We start from the raw sequence: 19,101 nt of genomic DNA, 5'->3' as shown, positions 1-19,101 counted from the left end.
TGCCACCTAGGCCGAGTGGGGTAGCTCGGCGTCGCTGCCAGCATCGGCCCGGCGCAGCGGTATCACCTTGCGCGGCGCGTAGGCAGGCAGCGCTTCGCTGCGGCTGCCGCCCTCCTCCTCGAAGAAGAATTTATCCTTGCCGAAGGCAGGCTGCAGTTCATCCATCCAGGTGGCATGGGCATCGTAGCGGGCGTAGAACGGCTTGCGCACCCAGTCGGGATTGCGCGCCTGCAGAAACTGTAGCGCGAACACTTTCTCGCCGCCGATCTGCGCCACGCCGTCGATCACCACCTTGCCGGGGAAAGCGCTCATGGACGGCCCCCGCACCGTGCGCGCCAGGCCGGACACCAGCTGATAGGCGGACTGGAATATCTCGTGCGCTCTGGCCAGCGGCAGCTGGAAGTATGCGCGCGGGCCGGTATCGCGCTCGACGAACATATAGTAGGGAATCGCGCCCAGCCGCACGCCGGTCTGCCACAGTTCGGCCCAGCTATGCGGGTCCTCGTTGATGTGGCGGATCAGCGGTCCCTGCATGCGCAAGGTGGCGCCCGTGCCGACGATGCGTTTGACGGCCTGCTGGGCGATGTCGGGACGCAGTTCCACCGCGTGGCTGTAATGCCCCATCACGGCCAGATTGCGCCCGCTGGCCACCACTTTCCCGAACAGGCGCAGCAAATCGTCCGCGTCGCGATCGCTGACGAAGCGCTGCGGCCAGTAGGCCACCGATTTGGTGCCGATGCGGATGTTCTGGATGTGCGCCAGCTGGGGCGCCAGCAGCGGCTCGATCACTTCGGCCAGTGCGCGGGTATTCATGATCAGCGGATCGCCGCCGGTAATCAACACGTCCGTCACTTCCGGATGCAGTGCCAGATAGGCACATAGCTGCTGCGATTCGGCCGCATCGAATTTCATATCGTCCATGCCGACAAACTGCGGCCAGCGGAAGCAGAAGGTGCAATAGGCGTGACAGGTCTGGCCCGCGCTGGGGAAGAACAGCACGGTTTCCTTGTACTTATGCTGCATGCCCTTGAGCGGCGCATCGTTCACGCGCGGCACGTTGTGCGTCATCTGTCCGGCCGGATGGGGATTCATGCGCAGCCGGATACGCTGCACCAGCGCGGCCAGCGCCGCCGATGGCGGCTGGCCCTGCCCCTGCGCCAGCACCAGTTCGCGCAGCTGCGCATAATCGTCCGGCGCCAGCATGTCGCGGTGGGGGAAAGTCATGCGGAAAATCGGATCGTTGGGCACGTTGTTCCAGTCGATCAGCTGGTCCATCACATAGGCATTGGTGCGGAACGGCAGCACATGCGACACCACCCGCACGGCTTCCTGCAGATCGGGCGCCAGCCACTCCCACTGGCGCGCACGGCTGATGGTCTGGCGGATATAGGGCTGGAACTTGGGCGCGGCAGCGTCGCGGATAGGCACGATATTCATGGCACTCCTCTCGAAGAAAAGGCTGGGTGGGCAGAAACGCAGGGCAGGCAGTAGCTGCATGCTAGGCCGCCAGGCCGGTTAGGAATTGCCCTACGTCAAGCATCCGAAAAATGATGTGCGGAAATTTTGTTTGCCTTGATGCAGACTGCACACCAAATTGCCACCAAGCTAGAACTTGCGGCAACGCAATTCCTGCCTGCCCTAGCGGCGTACAGTTCGGCAGACCTACACCCCACTGCGAGGACCCGCCATGAAACTGCTCTCCATCCCCACGGCTCTGGCTCTGGCCCTGTCATTGCCACTCACCGGCCATAGCGCCGAACCGACAGAAAAAGACGCCATCGCCATGGTGGAAAAAGGTGCAGCCTATCTCAAGGCGCACGGCAAGGAAGAACTGCTGCGCAAGGTCAGCAACAAAGACCCGGACTACCTGCAAGGCACGCTGTACATCGACGTGCGCGATCTGGCCAGCGGCATCGTGCTGGCCCACCCCGTCAATGCCAGCATCGTCGGCAAAGACCTGACCGATATGCCCGATGCCAGCGGCAAGAAATACCGCCGCGAGATCATCGAACTGGCAGCCAAAAAAGGCCATGGCTGGGTGGACTACCAGTACAAGAATCCCGCCACGGGCAAGATCGAACCCAAGACCACCTACATCCTGCGCGTCGGCGATGTGGTGCTGGAAGCGGGCATCTATAAAAAATAGCCGGGGAGCGGGCCATGCTGAAGAAACTGCGGATCGGACCCAAACTGCTGCTGGCGCCGGGGCTAGTGCTCTGCCTGCTGATGTTCACGGCAGGCGCGGCCTACTTCGGCATGCTGCGCCAGAACGCCACGCTGGAAAACATGCTGCAGGTACGCACCGCGCGGCTCAAGAACGTGGCCGATGTGAATGCCGATGTACGTTACGCCCATGCCCGCATCTATCAGCTGCTGGCATGGGTCAACGGCAGCTTTGCCCAGAGCCGGCTCGATGAACTGAGCCGCCAGATCCATCAGGGCCACGACAGCATAGACCAGCAGCTGCGCCAGCTCGGCACCAGCATGGCCGGCAGCGGCGAACAGGCCGAGCACCAGATCGCCGAGCAGTCGCGCCGCGCCTTGCAGGCCTACCGCAAGGCGGTGCAGGACACCATGGATATGGCCGCCATGGACCAGAGCATCGCCACCAATGCCATGGCCAGGGCCGAGCAGCAGTTCCAGCAGCTGGGCGCCCAGCTGGCGCGGCTGATGGCGCTGGAACAGCAGCTGAGCGCGCAGGCCCACCAGCAGGCGCGCGCCGACTTCCAGCAGCTCAGCAGCGGCATGGCGCTGCTGGTGCTGCTGTCAGTGCTACTGTCGATGGTGGTCACCATGGCCGTGCGCGGCGCCATGCTGCGCGATATCCGCGCCATTGCCGATGTGGTGCTGGCACTTGCCGCCGGCCGCCTGATGACGGGCGCCGGAACCGATGGCCGCGACGAGATCGCCGACACGGCGCGCATGCTGGACCGCAGCATGGAGCATCTGAGCCAGACCCTGGGCACTATCCGCACGGCGGTGCAGACCATAGACGTGGCCGCGCACGAAATCGCCAGCGGCAATCTGGACCTGTCCAGCCGCACCGAACTGCAGGCCAGCTCGCTGGAGCAGACCGCCAGCGCCCGCCAGGCCTGCCAGCTGGCGGCCAGTGCGGCACAACTGGCGCACACGGGCGGCAGCGCCGTGCAGCAGGCGGTGCAGACCATGGGCGATATCCGCAGCAGTTCGCGCCAGATCGTCGACATCATCAGCGTGATCGACGGTATCGCCTTCCAGACCAATATCCTCGCCCTGAATGCGGCCGTGGAAGCAGCGCGCGCCGGCGAACAGGGCCGCGGCTTTGCCGTGGTGGCCAGCGAAGTGCGCACGCTGGCGCAGCGCTCGGCCGCCGCTGCGCGCGAGATCAAGAGCCTGATCGCAGCCTCGGTAACGACCATCGATAGCGGTAGCGCATCGGTACAACAGGCCGGCGAGCATATGAGCGGGGTGGTGGCCGCGGTACAGCAGGTCAACGACATCATCCACCTCATCTCGCAGGCCAGCGCCGAACAGGCACGCGGCATCGCCGAAGTCAATCAGGCGGTGAGCCAGATGGACGACGTCACCCAGCAGAATGCCGCACTGGTGGAACAGGCCGCTGCCGCTGCCGCCAGCCTGCAGGAACAGGCGGTGCAACTGTCGGCCGCCGTGGCAGTGTTCCAGCTGCCGGACAGTCCCCCCGCACCGGGCACGGCACTGGCACTGGTGCCCGCTGCCGCAGCGGCATGGTCGAAATCGCAATCTGGCTCAGACACTCACAGAGCGGCAGCAAAATGATATAAAAATGTTCTTTTTCCCTAGAGGGCTACACCAAAAAGTTAACATCCGGCACATAAAACGGGGAAATTTAGATATCCACGGCCGCAGCTTGCGGCGATAATCAGGGCTCGCCGTTCAGCACGGCAAATTCAGCACGACATGGCGCACTGGTTTATAGTGTCGCTTTGGCATCATTTGTACCCGACCCTGAAGATTACGATGACTCCAGTAGCACCCCACGCCCAGCCTGCCGACCACGCCGTTGAAGATGCGCTGATCCGTTCGATCCGCATTCCGCCGCGTCCCAGCCTGCTGGTCGATCTGCAGCACGAGCTGGCCCAGTCCGACCCGTCGCCGCGCCGCATCGCCCGCATCATCGGCAATGACGTCGGCATGTCCGGTGCGCTGCTCAAGCTGGCCAATTCGCCTTTCTTCGGCGCCGCGCGCAAGGCCAAATCGGTCGAGCAGGCGATCAACTTCCTCGGCATCAGCCAGTGCGCCGCCCTGCTCACGGGCCTGCTGGCACGGCAAGCCATCGAAGGCAAAGAGTCGGATCTGGACGCGTTCTGGGAAATCTCGGCGCGCCGCGCCCAAGCCGTGGTGTTCTGCTCGCGCAAACTGCGCATTGCTCCCCCCGATATCGCCCACACCTTCGGGCTGTTCTGCGATATCGGCGTACCGCTGCTGATCAACCGCTTCGGCGACTACGCCCAGACCTACGACGAGGCCTGCGACGACCATATCAACCCGTTCACCGAACTGGAAGACCAGCGCTACCAGACCAACCATGCTGCCATCGGCTGCCTGCTGGCGCGTAACTGGGGCCTGTCGCCGGACGTCAGCTGGGCCATCCTGCACCACCACGACTACCGCGTGCTGGAAGATCCGGCCACCGACGATGCGATCCGCTCGCTGGTGTCGCTGGCACTGCTGGCCGAACAGGGCATACAGCGCTTCCACGGCCGCCGCATGTCCTACGAGTGGGAAAAAGGCCGCGAATTCGCCTGCCGCCATCTGGGCCTGAGCGAAGACGAGACCTACGACCTGCTGGAAGAACTGAACGAAGCCCTTCATACCGAACGATAGACTATGCCTAAGAACAAGCGCCCCGTCGCGCGCAAATCGGCCAGCGCGCCGGAACTCAAAGACGAACAGCAGACCAACGAACTGTGCGCCCTCGCGCTCGACCTGTCGGATGGTGCATTCAACCAGGACATCGTCGCCGCCGCCACCCACGCCGATCTGGCGCAGAAAAAACTGGATTTCCAGCGCCTGCTGCGCAAGCTGCTCAACCAGAGCAAGGACGAAGTACTGTATGGCGCCATCGAACTGGCCCGCGATGAATCGGTCGACGGCTACCGCTATCTGCGCAACGCCATCGAAGAAGGCGCGGCCAGCGTGCGCCTGCGCCACGCCGACGCGGCGGAAATGGAAATCGATGCTTTCGCCATTCCCGTATTCGTGCACAGTCAGGGCGGACTGGATCCGGCCGTCGATTTTCAGGACAGCGAGGCCTACGACGCCGTGCTCGATAGTTTTACCGATGCCGGTCTGGAAAGCCCGCGCGCGCGCGTGGTGCTGGTCAGCCACGCCTACGACCTGAGCGAATTCGAAAAGATTACCTACGGCCAGCTGCACAGCATGGTGCGCGAGGCCGAACAGTCGCTCAACAACAAGAAGATCATGGCTGCACCGGCGCTGGAGCGCAGCATGGCTTCCGGCTGGGCTCCCAGCAGCTTCGGGCCCGACGATAGCGCGGTCGAACTGCGCTTCCTGCTGGGCTTTGCCCTCAAGCGTGCCGACGATCCGTTCTACGCCGTACCGGCCAAGGAAAAAGCCGCCGACGCCTATTTCGCCCAGCGCGCCGAGCGCTACCAGAAATGGACCGAACACTACGCACCGATGGTGGCGCGCTGTCTGGGCCGCGGGCGGGGCAGCGATCCGGCACTGCGCCTGAACTTCCTGTATCAGGACCTGTTCTTTGGCGCCCGCGCCACGGCGCAGGCCGAATACGCCATGCTGCAGATGCTGGCGACACTCAATCAGGCCATGGACGGCCATGCCGCTGACCAGCTGCAGGCCATCATCGGTCCTGCCGACATCGACGACGACATGTATCTGCGCGTGCAGCTGCGTGCGGGCGAACACGTGCTGGCCGAATGCGACCAACCGCTAGACCTCAGCGCCGACCTCGAAATCGAAGTCGACGACGTCAGCGATGCGCTGGCCAGTCTGGGCCTGAACCAGCTGTCGGTGGCGCTGCGCTTCGATGCCGACGGCCAGCCGCAGGAAGTACGCCCACTCGCCTGAAGCAGCGTTTGACAGTGCCCGCGCAGGCGAGGATACTTTCCTTCAGCGGAACCCGGTAGCGTGGTCGCGTAGCGCTATCCCATGGAGTCCCGCAGCAAAGGGAGACTGTCATGAGAGCCTGCGCCATCCTACTCTGCGCTGCACTGCTGGGCGGTTGCGCCAGCACCGCACCGCTGGCCCAGTTGCCGGCGGCACCGCAGCTATTCCACGACCAGCTGTTTGCCGCACCGGCCCAACCGGTCGACATAGCCCACATCTTCGCCGTCAACGCCGAAATGCGCGCCTATCTGCAGCGCGAAGTGAGCCACAACCTGCAGCACAAGGATGTGCGTCGCGTGCTGTTCGATGCGCTGTACCGCAAGGACAAGCTGCAGCTGGAATACGATGCCGCCATGACGCGCGACGCCGCCGAAACCTTTGCTGCCCGCTCCGGCAACTGCCTGTCGCTGGCCATCATGACGGCGGCGCTGGCGCGCGAGCTCAATCTGAACGTGCAATTCCAGCAAGTGCAGGTAGATGAAAGCTGGAGCCGCACAGGCGATCTTTACTTCGCCAGCAACCACGTCAACCTCACGCTGGGCCAGCAGCGCACCGATCTGCGCAACGGCTTCGGGGTCGATCTTTCCAGCCCGCTCACGGTGGATTTCATCCCCATCACGGCCAAGGCGCGCGAAAACGCCAGAGCGCTGGACGAAACCACCATCATCGCCATGTACCTCAACAACCGTGGCGCCGAACTGCTGGCGCAGGGGCAGTTCGATCAGGCCTACTGGCTGGTGCGCAAAGCCATCGAACAGGCACCTGCCTTCCTGCACGCCTATAACACGCTGGCCGTGATCTACCAGCATCACGGCAACCTGCCCGAAGCGGAACGCACCCTGCGCTACGCCCTGCTGCAGCGGCCGGAGAATGTCATCGTGCTATCGAATCTGGTACAGACGCTGGAAGCGCAGGCGCTACCGGATAAGCGCGCCGAAGCGGCACAGTTGCGGCAGCAACTGGCGCAACTGGAACCCGAGCCGCCGTTCTACTACTTCAATCTGGGCCAGGCCGCCATGCGCATCGGCGACTTCCAGCGCGCGCGCGAACTGTTCAAACGCGAACTGGCGCGCGTGCCGGACTACCACGAATTCCACTTCTGGCTAGCGCTGGCCGATTACCGGCTCGGCTATCTGCGCGAGGCGGACGTGCACATGGTCAAGGCGCTGGCCAACAGCACCACGCGCAGCGACCACGACCTGTACGCTGGCAAGCTCGACAAACTGCGCGCCTACGAGGCCGCCACACTGGAGAAATAGCGCTGGCGGCAGACGTCAAAGCGCAGAGCTGAGGCGGAACTTGCCCTCTGTGTCCGCTTGACACCCTGTTGCGGGGTGAACAACAATTGTAGGCTGAGGCACGATCCGTGCTGCCTACAAGGAATTCTCATGCTGCATCGCCGGTCCGCTGCGTCCATTTTGGTCTATTCCAGTCTTGCTGTGCTGATGGCGACGCTCACAGCCTGCGGCGGCGGCGGTGGCGCAAGCACGGGCGGCGCCGGCACCACGCCAGTGGTGACGCCCGCCCTGAGCTTTAATCCCGATACGGTGCGGGCCAGCGTAAATGCGGGCAGCTCGCTGACGCTCAACGTCATCGCCGCCGTAGCCCGTCCTGCCGAAGTGACAGGCACGGTGTACGCCAGCGTAGTCGATAGCGCGGGCGTGTTGCAGCCCAATCCGCAGCTGGTGCGCGATAGCGATAGCCAGTACCACGCCGTGCTGCAGACCGCGCCCGGACTGGCCGTGGGCAGTTATAGCGGCAACTTCAGCGTGCGCCTGTGCCGCGACAGCGGCTGTGCCAGCCAGTTCCCCGGCTCGCCCGTCAGCCTGCCCTACAGCCTGCAGATCGTTCCGGCCGACCAGGCCACCTTCACCGCCACGCCGGCTACCGCGCTGGCCGGCACCACCCATCTCGGTGGTGCTGCGGCCAGCCCTATCAATGTTGCCATAGGCGCAGCCAGCCGCAGCTGGACCGTCTCCAGCGGCGCCAGCTGGCTCAAGCCCGCCGTGAGCAGCGGCAGCGGCAACGCCACGCTGGCCGTCAGTTTCGACGCCACCGGCCTTGCCGTCGGCAATTACAGCACCACCATGATTATCAGCGCCAACGACGGCCAGAGCGTAACGCTGAGCGCGACCCTGTCCGTCCAGCCTAGTGGCCTGATCAGCAATTCCAGCGGCCTGACTTTCAATGCCATCAATGGCGCGCCGGTGCCGGCCCAGACCATCAGCATCGATACCGACGACAAGACCAGCGCCAGCTGGAGCGCCAGTGCCAGCGTCGGCTGGCTCAGCGTTACGCCGAGCAGCGGCACCACCCCTGCCAGCATGGCGCTGGCGGTCGATCCGCGCGTGGGCACGCTGGCTAGCGGCAGCTACAGCAACACCCTCACGCTGGCCGCGCCGGGCCAGAGCACGCGCACCCTGCCTGTCACGCTCAACCTCAGCCCGGCCACTCTGAGCGCTTCGCTCAACGCCGTCACGCTGGGCGGCACTTACGGCCGTGATTTCAGCAGCACGCCCGCCGTCACGCTCAACCTGAACACGCTGAGCAACAGCTGGCCATGGACGCTCGATACCCTGCCCAGCTGGGCCACAGCCAGCAGCACCAGCGGCAGCGTCAGCCAGACCGGCAGCAGCCTGAGCTTTACGGCCGTGCCGAACAACGCCGTGGTCGGCAGCAGTTCGCGTCTGCTCAATGCCACCGCCAGCGTCAACGGCGATCAGGTCAAGGCAGCCGTACTGCTGACCATTAACAAGGACAAGCACACGCTGATTCCATCCGAAACAGGGGTGGCTTTGAGCGGCTCGCCCGGCTGGTCGCGCCTGACCCGCACCATCACTGTGACGGACAACTTCGGCAACTTCGGCGGCATGAGCGCCAGCTCCAGCGACAGCTGGCTGGCGGCTAACGTCAACGGCAACAAGATTGCGCTGGTGGCTGATCCCACGACACTAGCGGCCGATACACTGAATATCGCCACCGTGACCATCACGCCTACCGATGCCGATGCGGTGGCGCCGGAAGTGATCCGTGTAGCGATGTGGAAAGGTACGCGCACGCCGAGCAGCAATGCCACTACCGTACTGCCCTACAGCAACGTCATCACCGATCCTATCCGCCCTTACGCCTACGTGCATAACGGCGGCGCCTATATCGACGTCTACCACCTCTACACTGGCCAGAAAGTCGCCAGCATCACGGGGCTCGCTGCCAGCCTGGGCGATATGACCACCAGCGCCAACGGCAGCCTGCTGTATCTGCTGGACCTGAGCAACCGCGCGCTGGTGACCATCAACCTCGCCACCCAGACCATGACGGGCAACCTGCCTTTGAGCGCTGCGGACAGAAATACCCGGCTGAAAATACTGCGCCCCAACGGCGTGGAAATTCTTGCGCTGAGCACCGGCGCGGCCTACCTGACCAGCAATAACAGCAAACTCAGCCTGCCATTGAGCAGTGGCACGCTGGCTGTCAGCGGCGACGGCAAGCGTTTGCTGCAGCAAAGCGAAGACAGCGGCACCGTGCAGATCGCCACCTACAGCGTGGACTATGCTGCGCTCAACGGCGGCACCCTGTATCCGGCCAGGATGACGGCCGCCAGCCATGCCGGTGCCGGCACGCAGGGGCAGGATATCGCGCTCAGCCTCGATGGCACGCGGGTCTACAGTGCCAGCGCTACGCCTAAATCGTGCAGCATCCTCAATCCGGCCGATCTGGGCGTGCTGGGCTATCTGCCCGCCGGCGATGGCGCCCCCAACAACGTCAAAGTGGGCAGCGACGGCCGGCTGTATTGCGGCACGGCGGCCAACGGTGCGGTCAGCGATATCTGGCTGTACAGCAGCAGCGGCACCCTGCTCAACCAGTTCAAGCTCACCAGCACCGGCAAGCCGCTGGCAGCACGCCAGATGGCGGTGTCCGGCGATGGCCTGATCCTGATTGCCATCACCAGCGATGGCACCACCACCATCGTGCCGGTCGGGCCGTAATGCCATGGGCTACGATACGGCGGTACTCGACCATATTTTCTGGCAGGCGCTGACCGGCCCGCACGCCTGTTATGCCAGCGGCAGTGGCGGCGAGCGCCGCTATGTGGAAGGCTTTTCGCCCATCATCGCGTTTGCCGATCCGGACCAGCCGGACTTTGACGGCCTGCGCGACGTCTGTCAGGCGGGCGAACACTTCTACTGCGATAGCTGGCAGGGGCCAGCGCCGCAAGGCTGGCAGATCGACGTGGAATCGTCCATGTTCCGCATGGTGTGGCAAGGCGAGTGTCCGGCCACGGATACGGCGCCGCAAGCCATCGCGCTGACCGCCGAACATGCAGCGCAGGCGCTGGCCCTGGCGCAGCTGTGCAAGCCGGGGCCGTTCGGCCTGCGCACCATCGAACTCGGCGAATACTGGGGCATCTTCGAAGACGGCCGGCTGATCGCCATGGCCGGCGAGCGGCTGCGCGCACCGGGACTGTGCGAAATCAGCGGCGTGTGCACCCATCCGTCGGCACAGGGACGGGGCCTGGCCCCCGCCCTGATGCGCAAGGTATTACGCCGCCAGATACAGCGCGGCGACACGCCTTTCCTGCACGTGATGCACGACAATCCGGCACACCAGCTCTACCTGCGCATGGGCTTCCGCGATTACCGCCAGACGGTAGTGCGGGTGCTATCCCGCACGGCCAAGTGCTACGGTGCATACGGGAGCCGCTGATGCCGGCTCGACTCCGCAGCGTGCGGTCCGGAAGAGCAGCAGTACGGCCGCAGTGGCTGATCATTAGGGCCGCAATGGCAACCTGCCCACCTTGCTGCCATGACTGGCTGGCACAGTGATTTTTTTTCGGGGAAGAACAGCACCGTGCGCGACATCAGCGGGATTGAATTTCTGTGCGAGCAGCACTAAACGGCGCGGCTCCTCGTCCGCTTTGCGCCGTGTGCGCACCGCCTTCATATAGGGGTTTGCGCGGATGCTCTGGTAACTCTGGTCGTTGGATTCCTCGACCACCTTATAGACCTTGATGATATCCTGGGGTGGAACAGTTCCCGTAAAGATCACCTCTTGCGAGGCTTTGGCAGAATTGGCGATACGGCCATTGGGACTAGCGAAAATTTTCTTTCTATCTTCAAGACGGGTCAGGTCATATACCTTCCCGCTAGCTGGCCGCTTAAATTTGACGACTAAGCCGCCCTCGTTTTGCCAGGCAGCAGGCGGCTTGATACTGCGCGAAGCAGACACGAAGCGGCTCTTCTTTTTTGCCCGCGAGCCGGCAGCAACGTGTGCTTGCCCGGAGATGGACGGATCAAATCCATACGGCGCCCTGAGACCTTTTGCCGGATCCTCATCCTCGCGCAGTGCCCGATAAAGCACTTGCGGATCATCGCTGCCTGATTCCCCGTCAGACAGTTCGTGATATTTTCTGGAACGTGGTTTTTCTTTTTCCTCAGTTGAACACAGGTACGGTTCAGCCTGAGGGATAGCCTTTTCTCCCCTGTCACCCTGACCACGCTGCAACGATAGCGCAGGCTTGGCCGAACCAGATGCCGCTACGCAAGCAATCGCATAGACAGCTTGCTGCTCCTTGCGCCGCTGGGGCATCGGGCCAGAAACTTCTGGCCCGGTTGGCATTACCCGCATGGCACGACTTGGCAGCGACGGCTGCAGAGCCGGAATTTTTGCTTGTAGCGGAGAAACTCTGCTGTGCGAACTCGCCGTCTGCTGGCTTTGCTTAAAAATGGACGTGGATCGGGTATTTACTGGCTGGACGAATTTTGCGATGGGTGCAGTCGATGAATTTATGTGCATTTAGGCTGGTTCTTAATCAGTTAATTACTCAGGTATTGCCTGTGGCTATAAGTAACAAAATTTTTATGTTTGTTAGCTCTTGGCGATGACCGGGTTTCTCAACTGACCGACCTGCATGCAGCCCGGCAAGGAAATGCAGCGGGCGGAGCGTTACGCTCCGCTTCTATGATTCGCTTCCTGCAGTGGCCATTTCAATTTCTGCCAATGCAGGCATTTTTCAGCATAGGGCAAAGTATAGGCGGGACTACTCGATGGCAGAGCAACTATGTGGTAGTGCGCCGCCCGTACGCCCAGAATCTTCAGCCCCAGTTTGGCAGCCATGCCGCCATTAAAGCCTATGGTCTGTATGGCCGGATAGCGCGCCAGCAAGGCTGGCAGATCATTATCGTCACGCTGGCGGATGGCGCTATCGAGACTACCGGCCCGCCGGGCCTCGGCCACCACATCCCACAGGCCCACCCCCTGAGCGAGCAGCGCCTGCAGCCGCGCCGCGTAGTCCAGCCCCACCAGATCACGCTCCAGCACCTCCGACATCAGCCGCCAGAAGGCATTCTGCCGGTTGCCGTAATACTGCGCCTTGGCCAGCGACTGTACGCCGGGCAGACTACCCAGTATCAGCAGACGCGTGCGTCCGTCCACCACCGGCGCAAAGCAGCGCTGACGCGTGTCCTCGGGTGGCGGTTGCGATGCCGCCGATGTCGCCGCCTGCGCCAGTGGCGCCGCAGCGTCCGCGTTTGGGCTGGCAAGTGTGGTTTCCATAGCATGCATTCTACGCAAGCTGCGCCATGGCCGCAGACTGCGTGTAGAATTCATCGCACGATCGTACTAAAAAGTATGACGACTACAACGGAGAACGCCATGCCCTCGACCCGCACCATCGACGTGCTGCTGGAGCAATACAGCGCCAGTCACTTGCATCCCACTAACGAATGGATACACATCATCTGCGTACCCACCATCGTGTTCACGCTGCTGGGGCTGCTGTGGTCCGTCCACCCTATCGTTGCGATCAGCGTGGTGGTGGCGTCGCTGGCCTATTACTTCAAGCTGTCGCGCCCGTTTGCGCTGGGCATGCTGCTGATGGCGGGCAGCATGCTGGCCATCCTGGCCGTGCTGCCGCCGGCAGAAATTCTGCCAGTGTCGCTCGGTGTGTTCGTGCTGGCATGGGTAGGCCAGTTCATCGGCCACAAGATCGAAGGCAAAAAACCCTCGTTCTTCGATGATCTGCGCTTTTTGCTGATCGGTCCCCTGTTCGTGCTGGGTTTCCTGTATCGCCGCCTGCGGCTGGCGTATTAACGCAGACTGGCCAGCGCAAACAGGGTTTGCGCGGCATTGTGCACATCGTCGTCAGGCAGCATCAGCACCAGCGCGGTGCTGACTGCAACATAGCCCAGTAGGCCGACAACTTTGATCTGTAGCGCGGTAGTCATGGCGCCCTCCTTCGATGATGCGTCATTCCATCATACTTGCATTTTCTACAAAATGCCCAATTTTTACGCAATGATACAAATTTCGGCGGCGCTCAGACATTAGCTGTTGCGTCGCAACAAAATTTATCCGCTAGGCAAGCAATGCCGCCGCCCGCTATACTCGTCCGATGTCCTCTCCTATTCTGTTTCTGATTGCCTGCCTGATCTGGGGCTCCACCTTTTTCGCTATCACCCTGCAACTGGGCGACGTTCCGCCAGCGGTTTCCGTGGTCTACCGTTTTGCCTTGTCCGCCGCCGTGCTGTTCGGCTGGTGCCTGGCGCGCGGCGACCGCCTGCGCATGCCTTGGCGCGTGCAGCGCTGGATGCTGCTGCAAGGCTGCGCCACTTTCGGCATCAGCTATATCTGCACCTACACCTCGGAGCAGTATCTGGTATCCGGTCTGGTGGCCGTGCTGTTTGCCCTGATGGTGTTCTGGAATCCCATCCTCAACCGCATCTTCCTCGGCACGCCGCTGGGCTGGCGCACCTGGAGCGCCGGTGCCGTAGCGATTGCCGGGGTCAGCCTGCTGTTCTACCAGTCTATCGGCGCGGCCTGGGCGGAACTGCGCACGGGCGGCAATGGCCACTTCCTGCTAGGGCTGGTATTGGCGCTGACCGCCACCATCGCCAGCTCGGTCGGCAACGTGGTAGTCATCAAGGTACGCGAGCAATCGCCCAATGTGCTGCTGACCATGGCGTGGTCCATGCTCTGGGGTAGCCTGCTGGTGGCGCTGTGGGTGCTAGCCAGCGGCCAGTCCTTCCGCCTGCCGCACGGCCTGCCCTACTGGGGCGGCCTGCTGTATCTGTCGCTGTTCGGTTCGGTGATTGCATTCGCCGCCTATTTCACCCTGATCCACCGCATCGGCTCGCACAAAGCCGTGTATATCGGCGTGGTGACGCCGGTGATTTCGGTGCTGCTGTCCATCCAGCTCGAACACTACCGTCCCGGCCCGCTCGAATGGCTGGGCATGATTTTGTGCATTTCCAGCGTCGCCTGGGCGCTGCAATCCGATAGCCCTTCTCCCTCCACCAGCACGGACTAAACTATGAGCACTAGCAATCTGCACATCCGCCCGGCCACGCCGGCCGACGTTGTAGCCATCTTCGGCATGATTTACGAACTGGCCGTGTTCGAAAAACTCGAACACATGGTAGTGGCTACCCCGGACCTGCTGCATAACAGCCTGTTCTGCGACCGCCCCGTGTGCGAAGCCATCGTCGGCGAAGTGGATGGCGAGGTGGTGACTTTTGCCCTGTTCTTCCATAATTTCTCCACCTTCCTGTGCAAGAAAGGCCTGTATCTGGAAGATCTGTACGTCAAACAGGCAAGCCGCGGCCGCGGCTACGGCAAGCAGATGCTGGTGGCGCTGGCCAAGCTGGCGGTGGAACGCGATTGCGGCCGCTTCGAGTGGTCGGTGCTGGACTGGAATACCAACGCCATCAATCTGTATCAGGGCATGGGCGCCGAACTGCTGCCCGAATGGCGCATCTGCCGCGTTACGGGCAATGCACTCAACCATATGTCCGCTGGCACTTGATACGCCGCAAAGTGCGGCGGCAGTGAGCTTGCAGAATACCGGTTGAAGCCCGCGCCGGAGACTGTCATGCTAACCTTGCCGCCTTTTGCCATCACACTTTATAAAGCCTATCTGCGCGCACGGTTGCAGCGCTGCAACCGCGCGCTGGCGATTATTGCCGCCCAGCGTGAAAACGACTTTCAGGCCGAGCGGCTATTGCACCGTGAAGTGGTGCAAGTGCGTTCCCGCCTGCGCTCGCTCTAGCCCCGGCAGACGCCATCAGGTGCCCGTCCGCAGCAGCGGCGCTTTCAGCGTCTGGCTCAGGGTTTCGTAGGCTTCAGCGAGATGGGCCTGTACTTCGCGGCTCGCCTTGCGGCTCTGGGCCGCGCGTAACGCGCGCTGCAACTGCAAGGCATGCTGGCGCTGCAGGCTGCGCGCATCAGCCAGCGTCGGCGTAGGGTTGCGCAGCAGGCTGGCACACAGCCGCTTCAGATGCTCGCGCTGCAGATTGCGCCGCGCCGCCGTGATCTCCCTGCCGCTTTGCAGCTCGCTCCAGATGCTGGACTGCAGGCTGCCATACAGCTCATCCAGACTCAGTGCCTGCCGCTTGTCGTCCAGTTTTTCCAGCGAATCGATCAGGCGCGTAGCCACCGCATCGGACATCAGCTGGTCCAGTGCCGCCGTCTGCAACGCCAGCACACGCGCCGCTATCGACACATCGGGCCGCGCCGTCAGCTCGAACGCTTCCGGCGTCAGCCGGCTCACCAGCTGGGGCGAAAAATGCAGGCTGTCCGCTTTGAACAGGCTGCCCGTAATCATCTGCAGAGCAGCGCGCTGGCGTGCCAGCGGCACGGGCGTGAATGCAGCACGGCCAGTACCGGCATGGTCGTGCACATAGCTCACGCCACCGATGTACTTCACCGCCAGCGGCAAGGTGCGCGCATACTGCTGATAGCCGTTCTCGAAACTGCGGCGCAGACTGTCGTAGCTCTCGCCCGGCTTCAGCGTGCGGTGTTCGAGCCGGTCCCACAGCTCGCGCGACATGGCCAGCCGGCGCTGCACATAGGCCAGCGGATCGCTGCCCAGATCGTAGGAGTTCACATCGGGATCGGTATTGAAGCCGCCAGCCTCCAGATCGGAACCGAAGGCCAGCTCGGGCTCACCGGAGCGGGCAGCGATGCGGGCCAGTTCTTCTTTCTCCTGCGCGGCGTCGATAGGCTTGTAGGCATATTCGATCGCCCAGTAATCGTAAGGTCCCAGCGCCGACGGCACATACTCGCCCTGCGGCTCGCCCTTGATAGCCAGATTGAACGGCGTGTAGTCCATCACGGAGCCGGCCATGCCATGCTTCTGGGTGAACTCCGGGTCCTGCAGCTGCTGCAGACTATACACGGTGGAAGCGCGGAAGTTGTGGCGCAAGCCCAGCGTGTGGCCGATCTCGTGCATCACCACGGCGCGCACATAGGCCTGTGCCAGCGCCTCCGCCTGCGGTCCGGCCATATCCGTCTCGCCGCGTGCCGACAGCAGGCCCATGGCGAACTCCAGCTCGGTGGTCACACCATCCTGATACTGACAGCGATCCTCCGGCGCAGCCAGCGCATCGCTGGCAATCTGGCGCCGCGCACCACGGGCAAAGACATCCGACACAGCGACATCGGCATCGAGGATCTCGCCGCTGCGGGGATCGACCTGCCGCGGGCCTAGCGAAAAAGCCACGTCGTTACCGAAGAACCAGCGCACCGACGCATGGCGCACGTCCATGGTATCGAAGCGGTCCGTTTCGCTCTGCTGCTTCACCACGATGGCATCCTTGAAGCCTATGCGCTCGAAAGCGGCATTCCATGCCAGTACGCCCTGACGCACGGCTTCACGGTATTTATGCGGCACATTCGCATCGATCCAGTAGACGATGGGCTGCTTGGGCGCCGACAGCGGCAGCGCCGGATCGAGCTTCTCCAGCCGCCAGCGCTCCACCAGATGCACGGCGGTGGTCGGCGTGATGTCATCGGAAAAATCATGCGAGGTACGGACGAAATGGCCGATACGCTCGTCCGCCGGGCGGCCCGCCATAGGCTGGGCCGGCAGCGGCATGAAGCTGTAATAGAAACCGAGGAACAGGCTGCGCGCGTCGGGCAGCGTGGTAGGTGGCGCGTAGCCGCTGGCCTGCGCCGCCGCCGGCGTGGCCGGGGCAGCGGGCAGACGCGGCACAAAATAGTGTGCCTGCACTTGCAGGCCCGTCATAGTGTCGTCTGAACGCAGGCTCTGGAAGCTGCTGTTGCGTGCATCTGCCGAGTATGGCAGGCGGAACGCCGTTTCCAGCCGGGTACCGTAGGAAGCCATATCACCGAATAGCAGCGTACTGGCGTCGATCAGGATGGCGCCATTCTGCGGATGCGGGCCGCTAAGCACCGGCGCTATCGCCAGCAGGCTATCGGAATAAGCCTGCGCCACCGCCAGTGCCTGCGGCGTGCCGGCTTTGGCGCCATAACTCGTATTCTTGGCAATCAGCTGCACCAGCGGACCCACGCGATGGAATACCACCACCTGACTCATCCCCATCTGACCGCCGTAGATGCCCCGTTCGCCTATGCCGTTAGGCGTATTCACCGTCATGAACAGAGGGCGGTCGAACTGCTCGGGGCGCAGCTCCATCCAGACCTTTTCCTCTTTCTGATACAGGCCGAGGAAACCGGCAACATGCGCCGCACCACGCACTACTTCGGCAAACGGACGTGCGCCGGGCGGAGTCTGCAGCGCGGCCAAAGCAGCGGCCGGGGCAGCGGGCGCGGCGGCAGGTGCAGTCTGGCCTTCCGGCGTATGCGGTGCTGGCTGGGGATGGACCGGCTCCTGCGCCAGTGCGCTGGCACCCAGCGTCAACAGAATGGCGGCGCGGAGGGAATTCACGACTAACATGGGCTTCCTGATACGTTAAAAAACAAGCATCGCATACTGTAACCGATCGCCCGTTCTATTCCGTAAAATTTGCCGAGGCTATCCTCTAAATTTGAGGTGTACGCAACATCCCGCGCTGCACCACGCCGCAGCAGGGGTTATGCCCGATGGCATAGGACAGGTCGGCCGGACGGGCGATACGCCACAGAGCGAAATCGGCCTGCTTGCCCACTTCCAGCGTACCGATGCTGTCGGCCCGCCCCAGTGCGCGGGCGGCGTGGCGCGTGCAACCGGCCAGCGCTTCCAGCGGCGTCAGACGCCACAAGGTGCAGACCATATTCATCGCCAGCAGCAAAGAGGTCATGGGCGAGGTGCCGGGGTTGCAGTCGGTTGCAACAGCCATGGCCACACCGGCGGCGCGCAGTTCTGCTACCGGCGGCGGCCGGGTATCGCGCAGGAAGTAGTAGGCGCCGGGCAGCAGCACCGCTACCGTACCGGCAGCGGCCATGGCGGCAATACCACTGGCGCTCAGGTGTTCCAGATGATCGGCCGACAGGCCCTGATAGCGCGCGACTAATGCAGCGCCGGCCTGATCGGACAGCTGCTCGGCATGCAGCTTGACGGGCAGGCCCAGTGCGCGGGCAGCAGCAAACACGCGCTCGGTCTGGGTTGGGGTGAAACCGATGCGCTCGCAGAAGGCATCCACCGCGTCGATCAGCCCTTGTTCCGCCAGCGGCGCCATCATGGCGCACACGGCATCCACGTAATCATCGGCACGGCCGGCAAACTCGGGCGGCACGGCATGGGCGCCGAGGAAGGTAGTCGCTACATCGACCGGCAGCTCGCGCCCGATGCGGCGCGCCACGCGCAGCATGGCCGCTTCCGATTCCAGCGTCAGGCCGTAGCCGGACTTGATTTCCAGCGTGGTCACCCCTTCTGCCAGCAGGCTGCGCAGACGCGGCAGGCTGGCCTGCAGTAGTTCGTCCTCGCTCGCTGCGCGGGTGGCGCGCACGGTGGACATGATGCCGCCACCGGCACGGGCGATATCTTCATAGCTAGCGCCGTTCAGCCGCGCCTCGAATTCGTCGCTGCGGTTGCCGGCGTGGACGATGTGGGTATGGCAGTCGATCAGACCAGGCGTGAGCCAGCAGCCGGCGCCGTCGTGCACGCTGGCCGCCCGCGTTGCGGCCGGCAGCTGGTCCATCCGGCCCAGCCACGCAATCCTGCCATCCTTGACGGCGATGGCGCCATCGCGTACTTCGCCATAGCCATCGACCATGGTAGCCAGATGCACATTGGTAAACAACACATCCCACATCTTG

Annotated in this window: 17 protein-coding genes; 11 read left to right on the top strand and 6 right to left on the bottom strand. The window is 63.1% G+C overall.

Annotated features, from left to right (window positions below):
* Positions 1-6: 6 nt before the first annotated feature.
* Positions 7-1,437 (bottom strand): KamA family radical SAM protein, encoded by a 1,431-nt coding sequence (locus GTP27_RS13065; RefSeq protein WP_161039616.1) that lies wholly within the window; start codon positions 1,435-1,437, stop codon positions 7-9.
* A gap of 250 nt (positions 1,438-1,687) precedes the next feature.
* On the opposite strand from GTP27_RS13065, the gene GTP27_RS13060 reads away from it, so the two are divergent.
* From GTP27_RS13060 to GTP27_RS13030, 7 genes are all read left to right on the top strand, one after another.
* Complete coding sequence (locus tag GTP27_RS13060) at positions 1,688-2,146, top strand: cache domain-containing protein (RefSeq protein WP_161039615.1); 459 nt, start codon at positions 1,688-1,690, stop codon at positions 2,144-2,146.
* A gap of 14 nt (positions 2,147-2,160) precedes the next feature.
* Positions 2,161-3,777: a methyl-accepting chemotaxis protein gene (locus GTP27_RS13055; protein WP_161039614.1), complete on the top strand. Its 1,617-nt coding sequence runs from the start codon at positions 2,161-2,163 to the stop codon at positions 3,775-3,777.
* A gap of 201 nt (positions 3,778-3,978) precedes the next feature.
* The gene (locus GTP27_RS13050; protein ID WP_161039613.1) at positions 3,979-4,845 is read left to right on the top strand and encodes an HDOD domain-containing protein; all 867 of its coding nucleotides are present in this window, start codon (positions 3,979-3,981) and stop codon (positions 4,843-4,845) included.
* Positions 4,846-4,848: 3 nt separating this feature from the next.
* Positions 4,849-6,069: a hypothetical protein gene (locus GTP27_RS13045; RefSeq protein WP_161039612.1), complete on the top strand. Its 1,221-nt coding sequence runs from the start codon at positions 4,849-4,851 to the stop codon at positions 6,067-6,069.
* Positions 6,070-6,179: 110 nt separating this feature from the next.
* Positions 6,180-7,367 carry a tetratricopeptide repeat protein gene (locus tag GTP27_RS13040; RefSeq protein ID WP_161039611.1) on the top strand — a complete coding sequence of 396 codons (1,188 nt, stop codon included), beginning with the start codon at positions 6,180-6,182 and terminating at the stop codon, positions 7,365-7,367.
* A gap of 129 nt (positions 7,368-7,496) precedes the next feature.
* Positions 7,497-10,094 (top strand): BACON domain-containing protein, encoded by a 2,598-nt coding sequence (locus tag GTP27_RS13035; RefSeq protein ID WP_202416761.1) that lies wholly within the window; start codon positions 7,497-7,499, stop codon positions 10,092-10,094.
* Complete coding sequence (locus tag GTP27_RS13030) at positions 10,060-10,812, top strand: GNAT family N-acetyltransferase (RefSeq protein WP_229633802.1); 753 nt, start codon at positions 10,060-10,062, stop codon at positions 10,810-10,812. Before GTP27_RS13035 ends, GTP27_RS13030 begins: the two co-directional genes overlap by 35 nt.
* Before the next feature lie 63 nt (positions 10,813-10,875).
* Here the strand turns inward: GTP27_RS13030 and GTP27_RS13025 are convergent, their stop codons facing one another.
* Both GTP27_RS13025 and GTP27_RS13020 read right to left on the bottom strand, forming a co-directional pair.
* Entirely contained in the window at positions 10,876-11,901 is a 1,026-nt protein-coding gene (locus GTP27_RS13025) for a hypothetical protein (RefSeq protein WP_161039610.1), read from the bottom strand.
* Between the two features lie 150 nt (positions 11,902-12,051).
* A complete protein-coding gene (locus tag GTP27_RS13020; protein WP_161039609.1) occupies positions 12,052-12,660 on the bottom strand; it encodes a DNA-deoxyinosine glycosylase in 609 nt (202 codons plus the stop codon).
* A gap of 99 nt (positions 12,661-12,759) precedes the next feature.
* Between GTP27_RS13020 and GTP27_RS13015 the strand changes: the two genes are divergently transcribed.
* Positions 12,760-13,197 carry an Mpo1 family 2-hydroxy fatty acid dioxygenase gene (locus tag GTP27_RS13015; protein WP_161039608.1) on the top strand — a complete coding sequence of 146 codons (438 nt, stop codon included), beginning with the start codon at positions 12,760-12,762 and terminating at the stop codon, positions 13,195-13,197.
* Here GTP27_RS13015 and GTP27_RS23635 read toward each other — a convergent pair.
* Positions 13,194-13,331 (bottom strand): hypothetical protein, encoded by a 138-nt coding sequence (locus GTP27_RS23635; RefSeq protein ID WP_202416760.1) that lies wholly within the window; start codon positions 13,329-13,331, stop codon positions 13,194-13,196. The two genes, GTP27_RS13015 and GTP27_RS23635, sit on opposite strands and share 4 nt — an antisense overlap.
* 167 nt (positions 13,332-13,498) lie before the next feature.
* Between GTP27_RS23635 and GTP27_RS13010 the strand changes: the two genes are divergently transcribed.
* The 3 genes from GTP27_RS13010 to GTP27_RS23630 all read left to right on the top strand — a co-directional run bounded on the left by GTP27_RS13010 (position 13,499) and on the right by GTP27_RS23630 (position 15,151).
* Complete coding sequence (locus tag GTP27_RS13010; protein ID WP_161039607.1) at positions 13,499-14,413, top strand: DMT family transporter; 915 nt, start codon at positions 13,499-13,501, stop codon at positions 14,411-14,413.
* Between the two features lie 3 nt (positions 14,414-14,416).
* Complete coding sequence (locus GTP27_RS13005) at positions 14,417-14,908, top strand: GNAT family N-acetyltransferase (RefSeq protein WP_161039606.1); 492 nt, start codon at positions 14,417-14,419, stop codon at positions 14,906-14,908.
* Between the two features lie 66 nt (positions 14,909-14,974).
* Positions 14,975-15,151 (top strand): hypothetical protein, encoded by a 177-nt coding sequence (locus tag GTP27_RS23630; RefSeq protein WP_202416759.1) that lies wholly within the window; start codon positions 14,975-14,977, stop codon positions 15,149-15,151.
* A 15-nt stretch (positions 15,152-15,166) separates the two neighbouring features.
* Here GTP27_RS23630 and GTP27_RS13000 read toward each other — a convergent pair whose 3' ends face one another.
* Positions 15,167-17,800 carry a zinc-dependent metalloprotease gene (locus tag GTP27_RS13000; RefSeq protein WP_161039605.1) on the bottom strand — a complete coding sequence of 878 codons (2,634 nt, stop codon included), beginning with the start codon at positions 17,798-17,800 and terminating at the stop codon, positions 15,167-15,169.
* Positions 17,801-17,885: 85 nt separating this feature from the next.
* Positions 17,886-19,097, bottom strand: a complete 1,212-nt coding sequence (gene hutI / locus GTP27_RS12995) for an imidazolonepropionase (protein WP_161039604.1) — start codon at positions 19,095-19,097, stop codon at positions 17,886-17,888.
* Positions 19,098-19,101 lie beyond the last annotated feature (4 nt).

Source organism: Duganella qianjiadongensis, assembly GCF_009857915.1.
In the GTDB taxonomy this organism is placed as follows: domain Bacteria; phylum Pseudomonadota; class Gammaproteobacteria; order Burkholderiales; family Burkholderiaceae_D; genus Rugamonas; species Rugamonas qianjiadongensis.
The sequence above is the reverse complement of the archived record's forward strand: the minus strand, read 5'-3'. Positions and strand labels throughout refer to the sequence as shown.

Excerpts from the sequence above, each read along its gene's own strand:
- GTP27_RS13065 (WP_161039616.1), bottom strand. The coding sequence starts at position 1,437 with ATGAATATCGTGCCTATCCGCGACGCTGCCGCGCCCAAGTTCCAGCCC.
- GTP27_RS13060 (WP_161039615.1), top strand. The coding sequence starts at position 1,688 with ATGAAACTGCTCTCCATCCCCACGGCTCTGGCTCTGGCCCTGTCATTG.
- GTP27_RS13055 (WP_161039614.1), top strand. The coding sequence starts at position 2,161 with ATGCTGAAGAAACTGCGGATCGGACCCAAACTGCTGCTGGCGCCGGGG.
- GTP27_RS13050 (WP_161039613.1), top strand. The coding sequence starts at position 3,979 with ATGACTCCAGTAGCACCCCACGCCCAGCCTGCCGACCACGCCGTTGAA.
- GTP27_RS13045 (WP_161039612.1), top strand. The coding sequence starts at position 4,849 with ATGCCTAAGAACAAGCGCCCCGTCGCGCGCAAATCGGCCAGCGCGCCG.
- GTP27_RS13040 (WP_161039611.1), top strand. The coding sequence starts at position 6,180 with ATGAGAGCCTGCGCCATCCTACTCTGCGCTGCACTGCTGGGCGGTTGC.
- GTP27_RS13035 (WP_202416761.1), top strand. The coding sequence starts at position 7,497 with ATGCTGCATCGCCGGTCCGCTGCGTCCATTTTGGTCTATTCCAGTCTT.
- GTP27_RS13030 (WP_229633802.1), top strand. The coding sequence starts at position 10,060 with ATGGCACCACCACCATCGTGCCGGTCGGGCCGTAATGCCATGGGCTAC.
- GTP27_RS13025 (WP_161039610.1), bottom strand. The coding sequence starts at position 11,901 with ATGCACATAAATTCATCGACTGCACCCATCGCAAAATTCGTCCAGCCA.
- GTP27_RS13020 (WP_161039609.1), bottom strand. The coding sequence starts at position 12,660 with ATGGAAACCACACTTGCCAGCCCAAACGCGGACGCTGCGGCGCCACTG.
- GTP27_RS13015 (WP_161039608.1), top strand. The coding sequence starts at position 12,760 with ATGCCCTCGACCCGCACCATCGACGTGCTGCTGGAGCAATACAGCGCC.
- GTP27_RS23635 (WP_202416760.1), bottom strand. The coding sequence starts at position 13,331 with ATGACTACCGCGCTACAGATCAAAGTTGTCGGCCTACTGGGCTATGTT.
- GTP27_RS13010 (WP_161039607.1), top strand. The coding sequence starts at position 13,499 with ATGTCCTCTCCTATTCTGTTTCTGATTGCCTGCCTGATCTGGGGCTCC.
- GTP27_RS13005 (WP_161039606.1), top strand. The coding sequence starts at position 14,417 with ATGAGCACTAGCAATCTGCACATCCGCCCGGCCACGCCGGCCGACGTT.
- GTP27_RS23630 (WP_202416759.1), top strand. The coding sequence starts at position 14,975 with ATGCTAACCTTGCCGCCTTTTGCCATCACACTTTATAAAGCCTATCTG.
- GTP27_RS13000 (WP_161039605.1), bottom strand. The coding sequence starts at position 17,800 with ATGTTAGTCGTGAATTCCCTCCGCGCCGCCATTCTGTTGACGCTGGGT.
- hutI (WP_161039604.1), bottom strand. The coding sequence starts at position 19,097 with ATGTGGGATGTGTTGTTTACCAATGTGCATCTGGCTACCATGGTCGAT.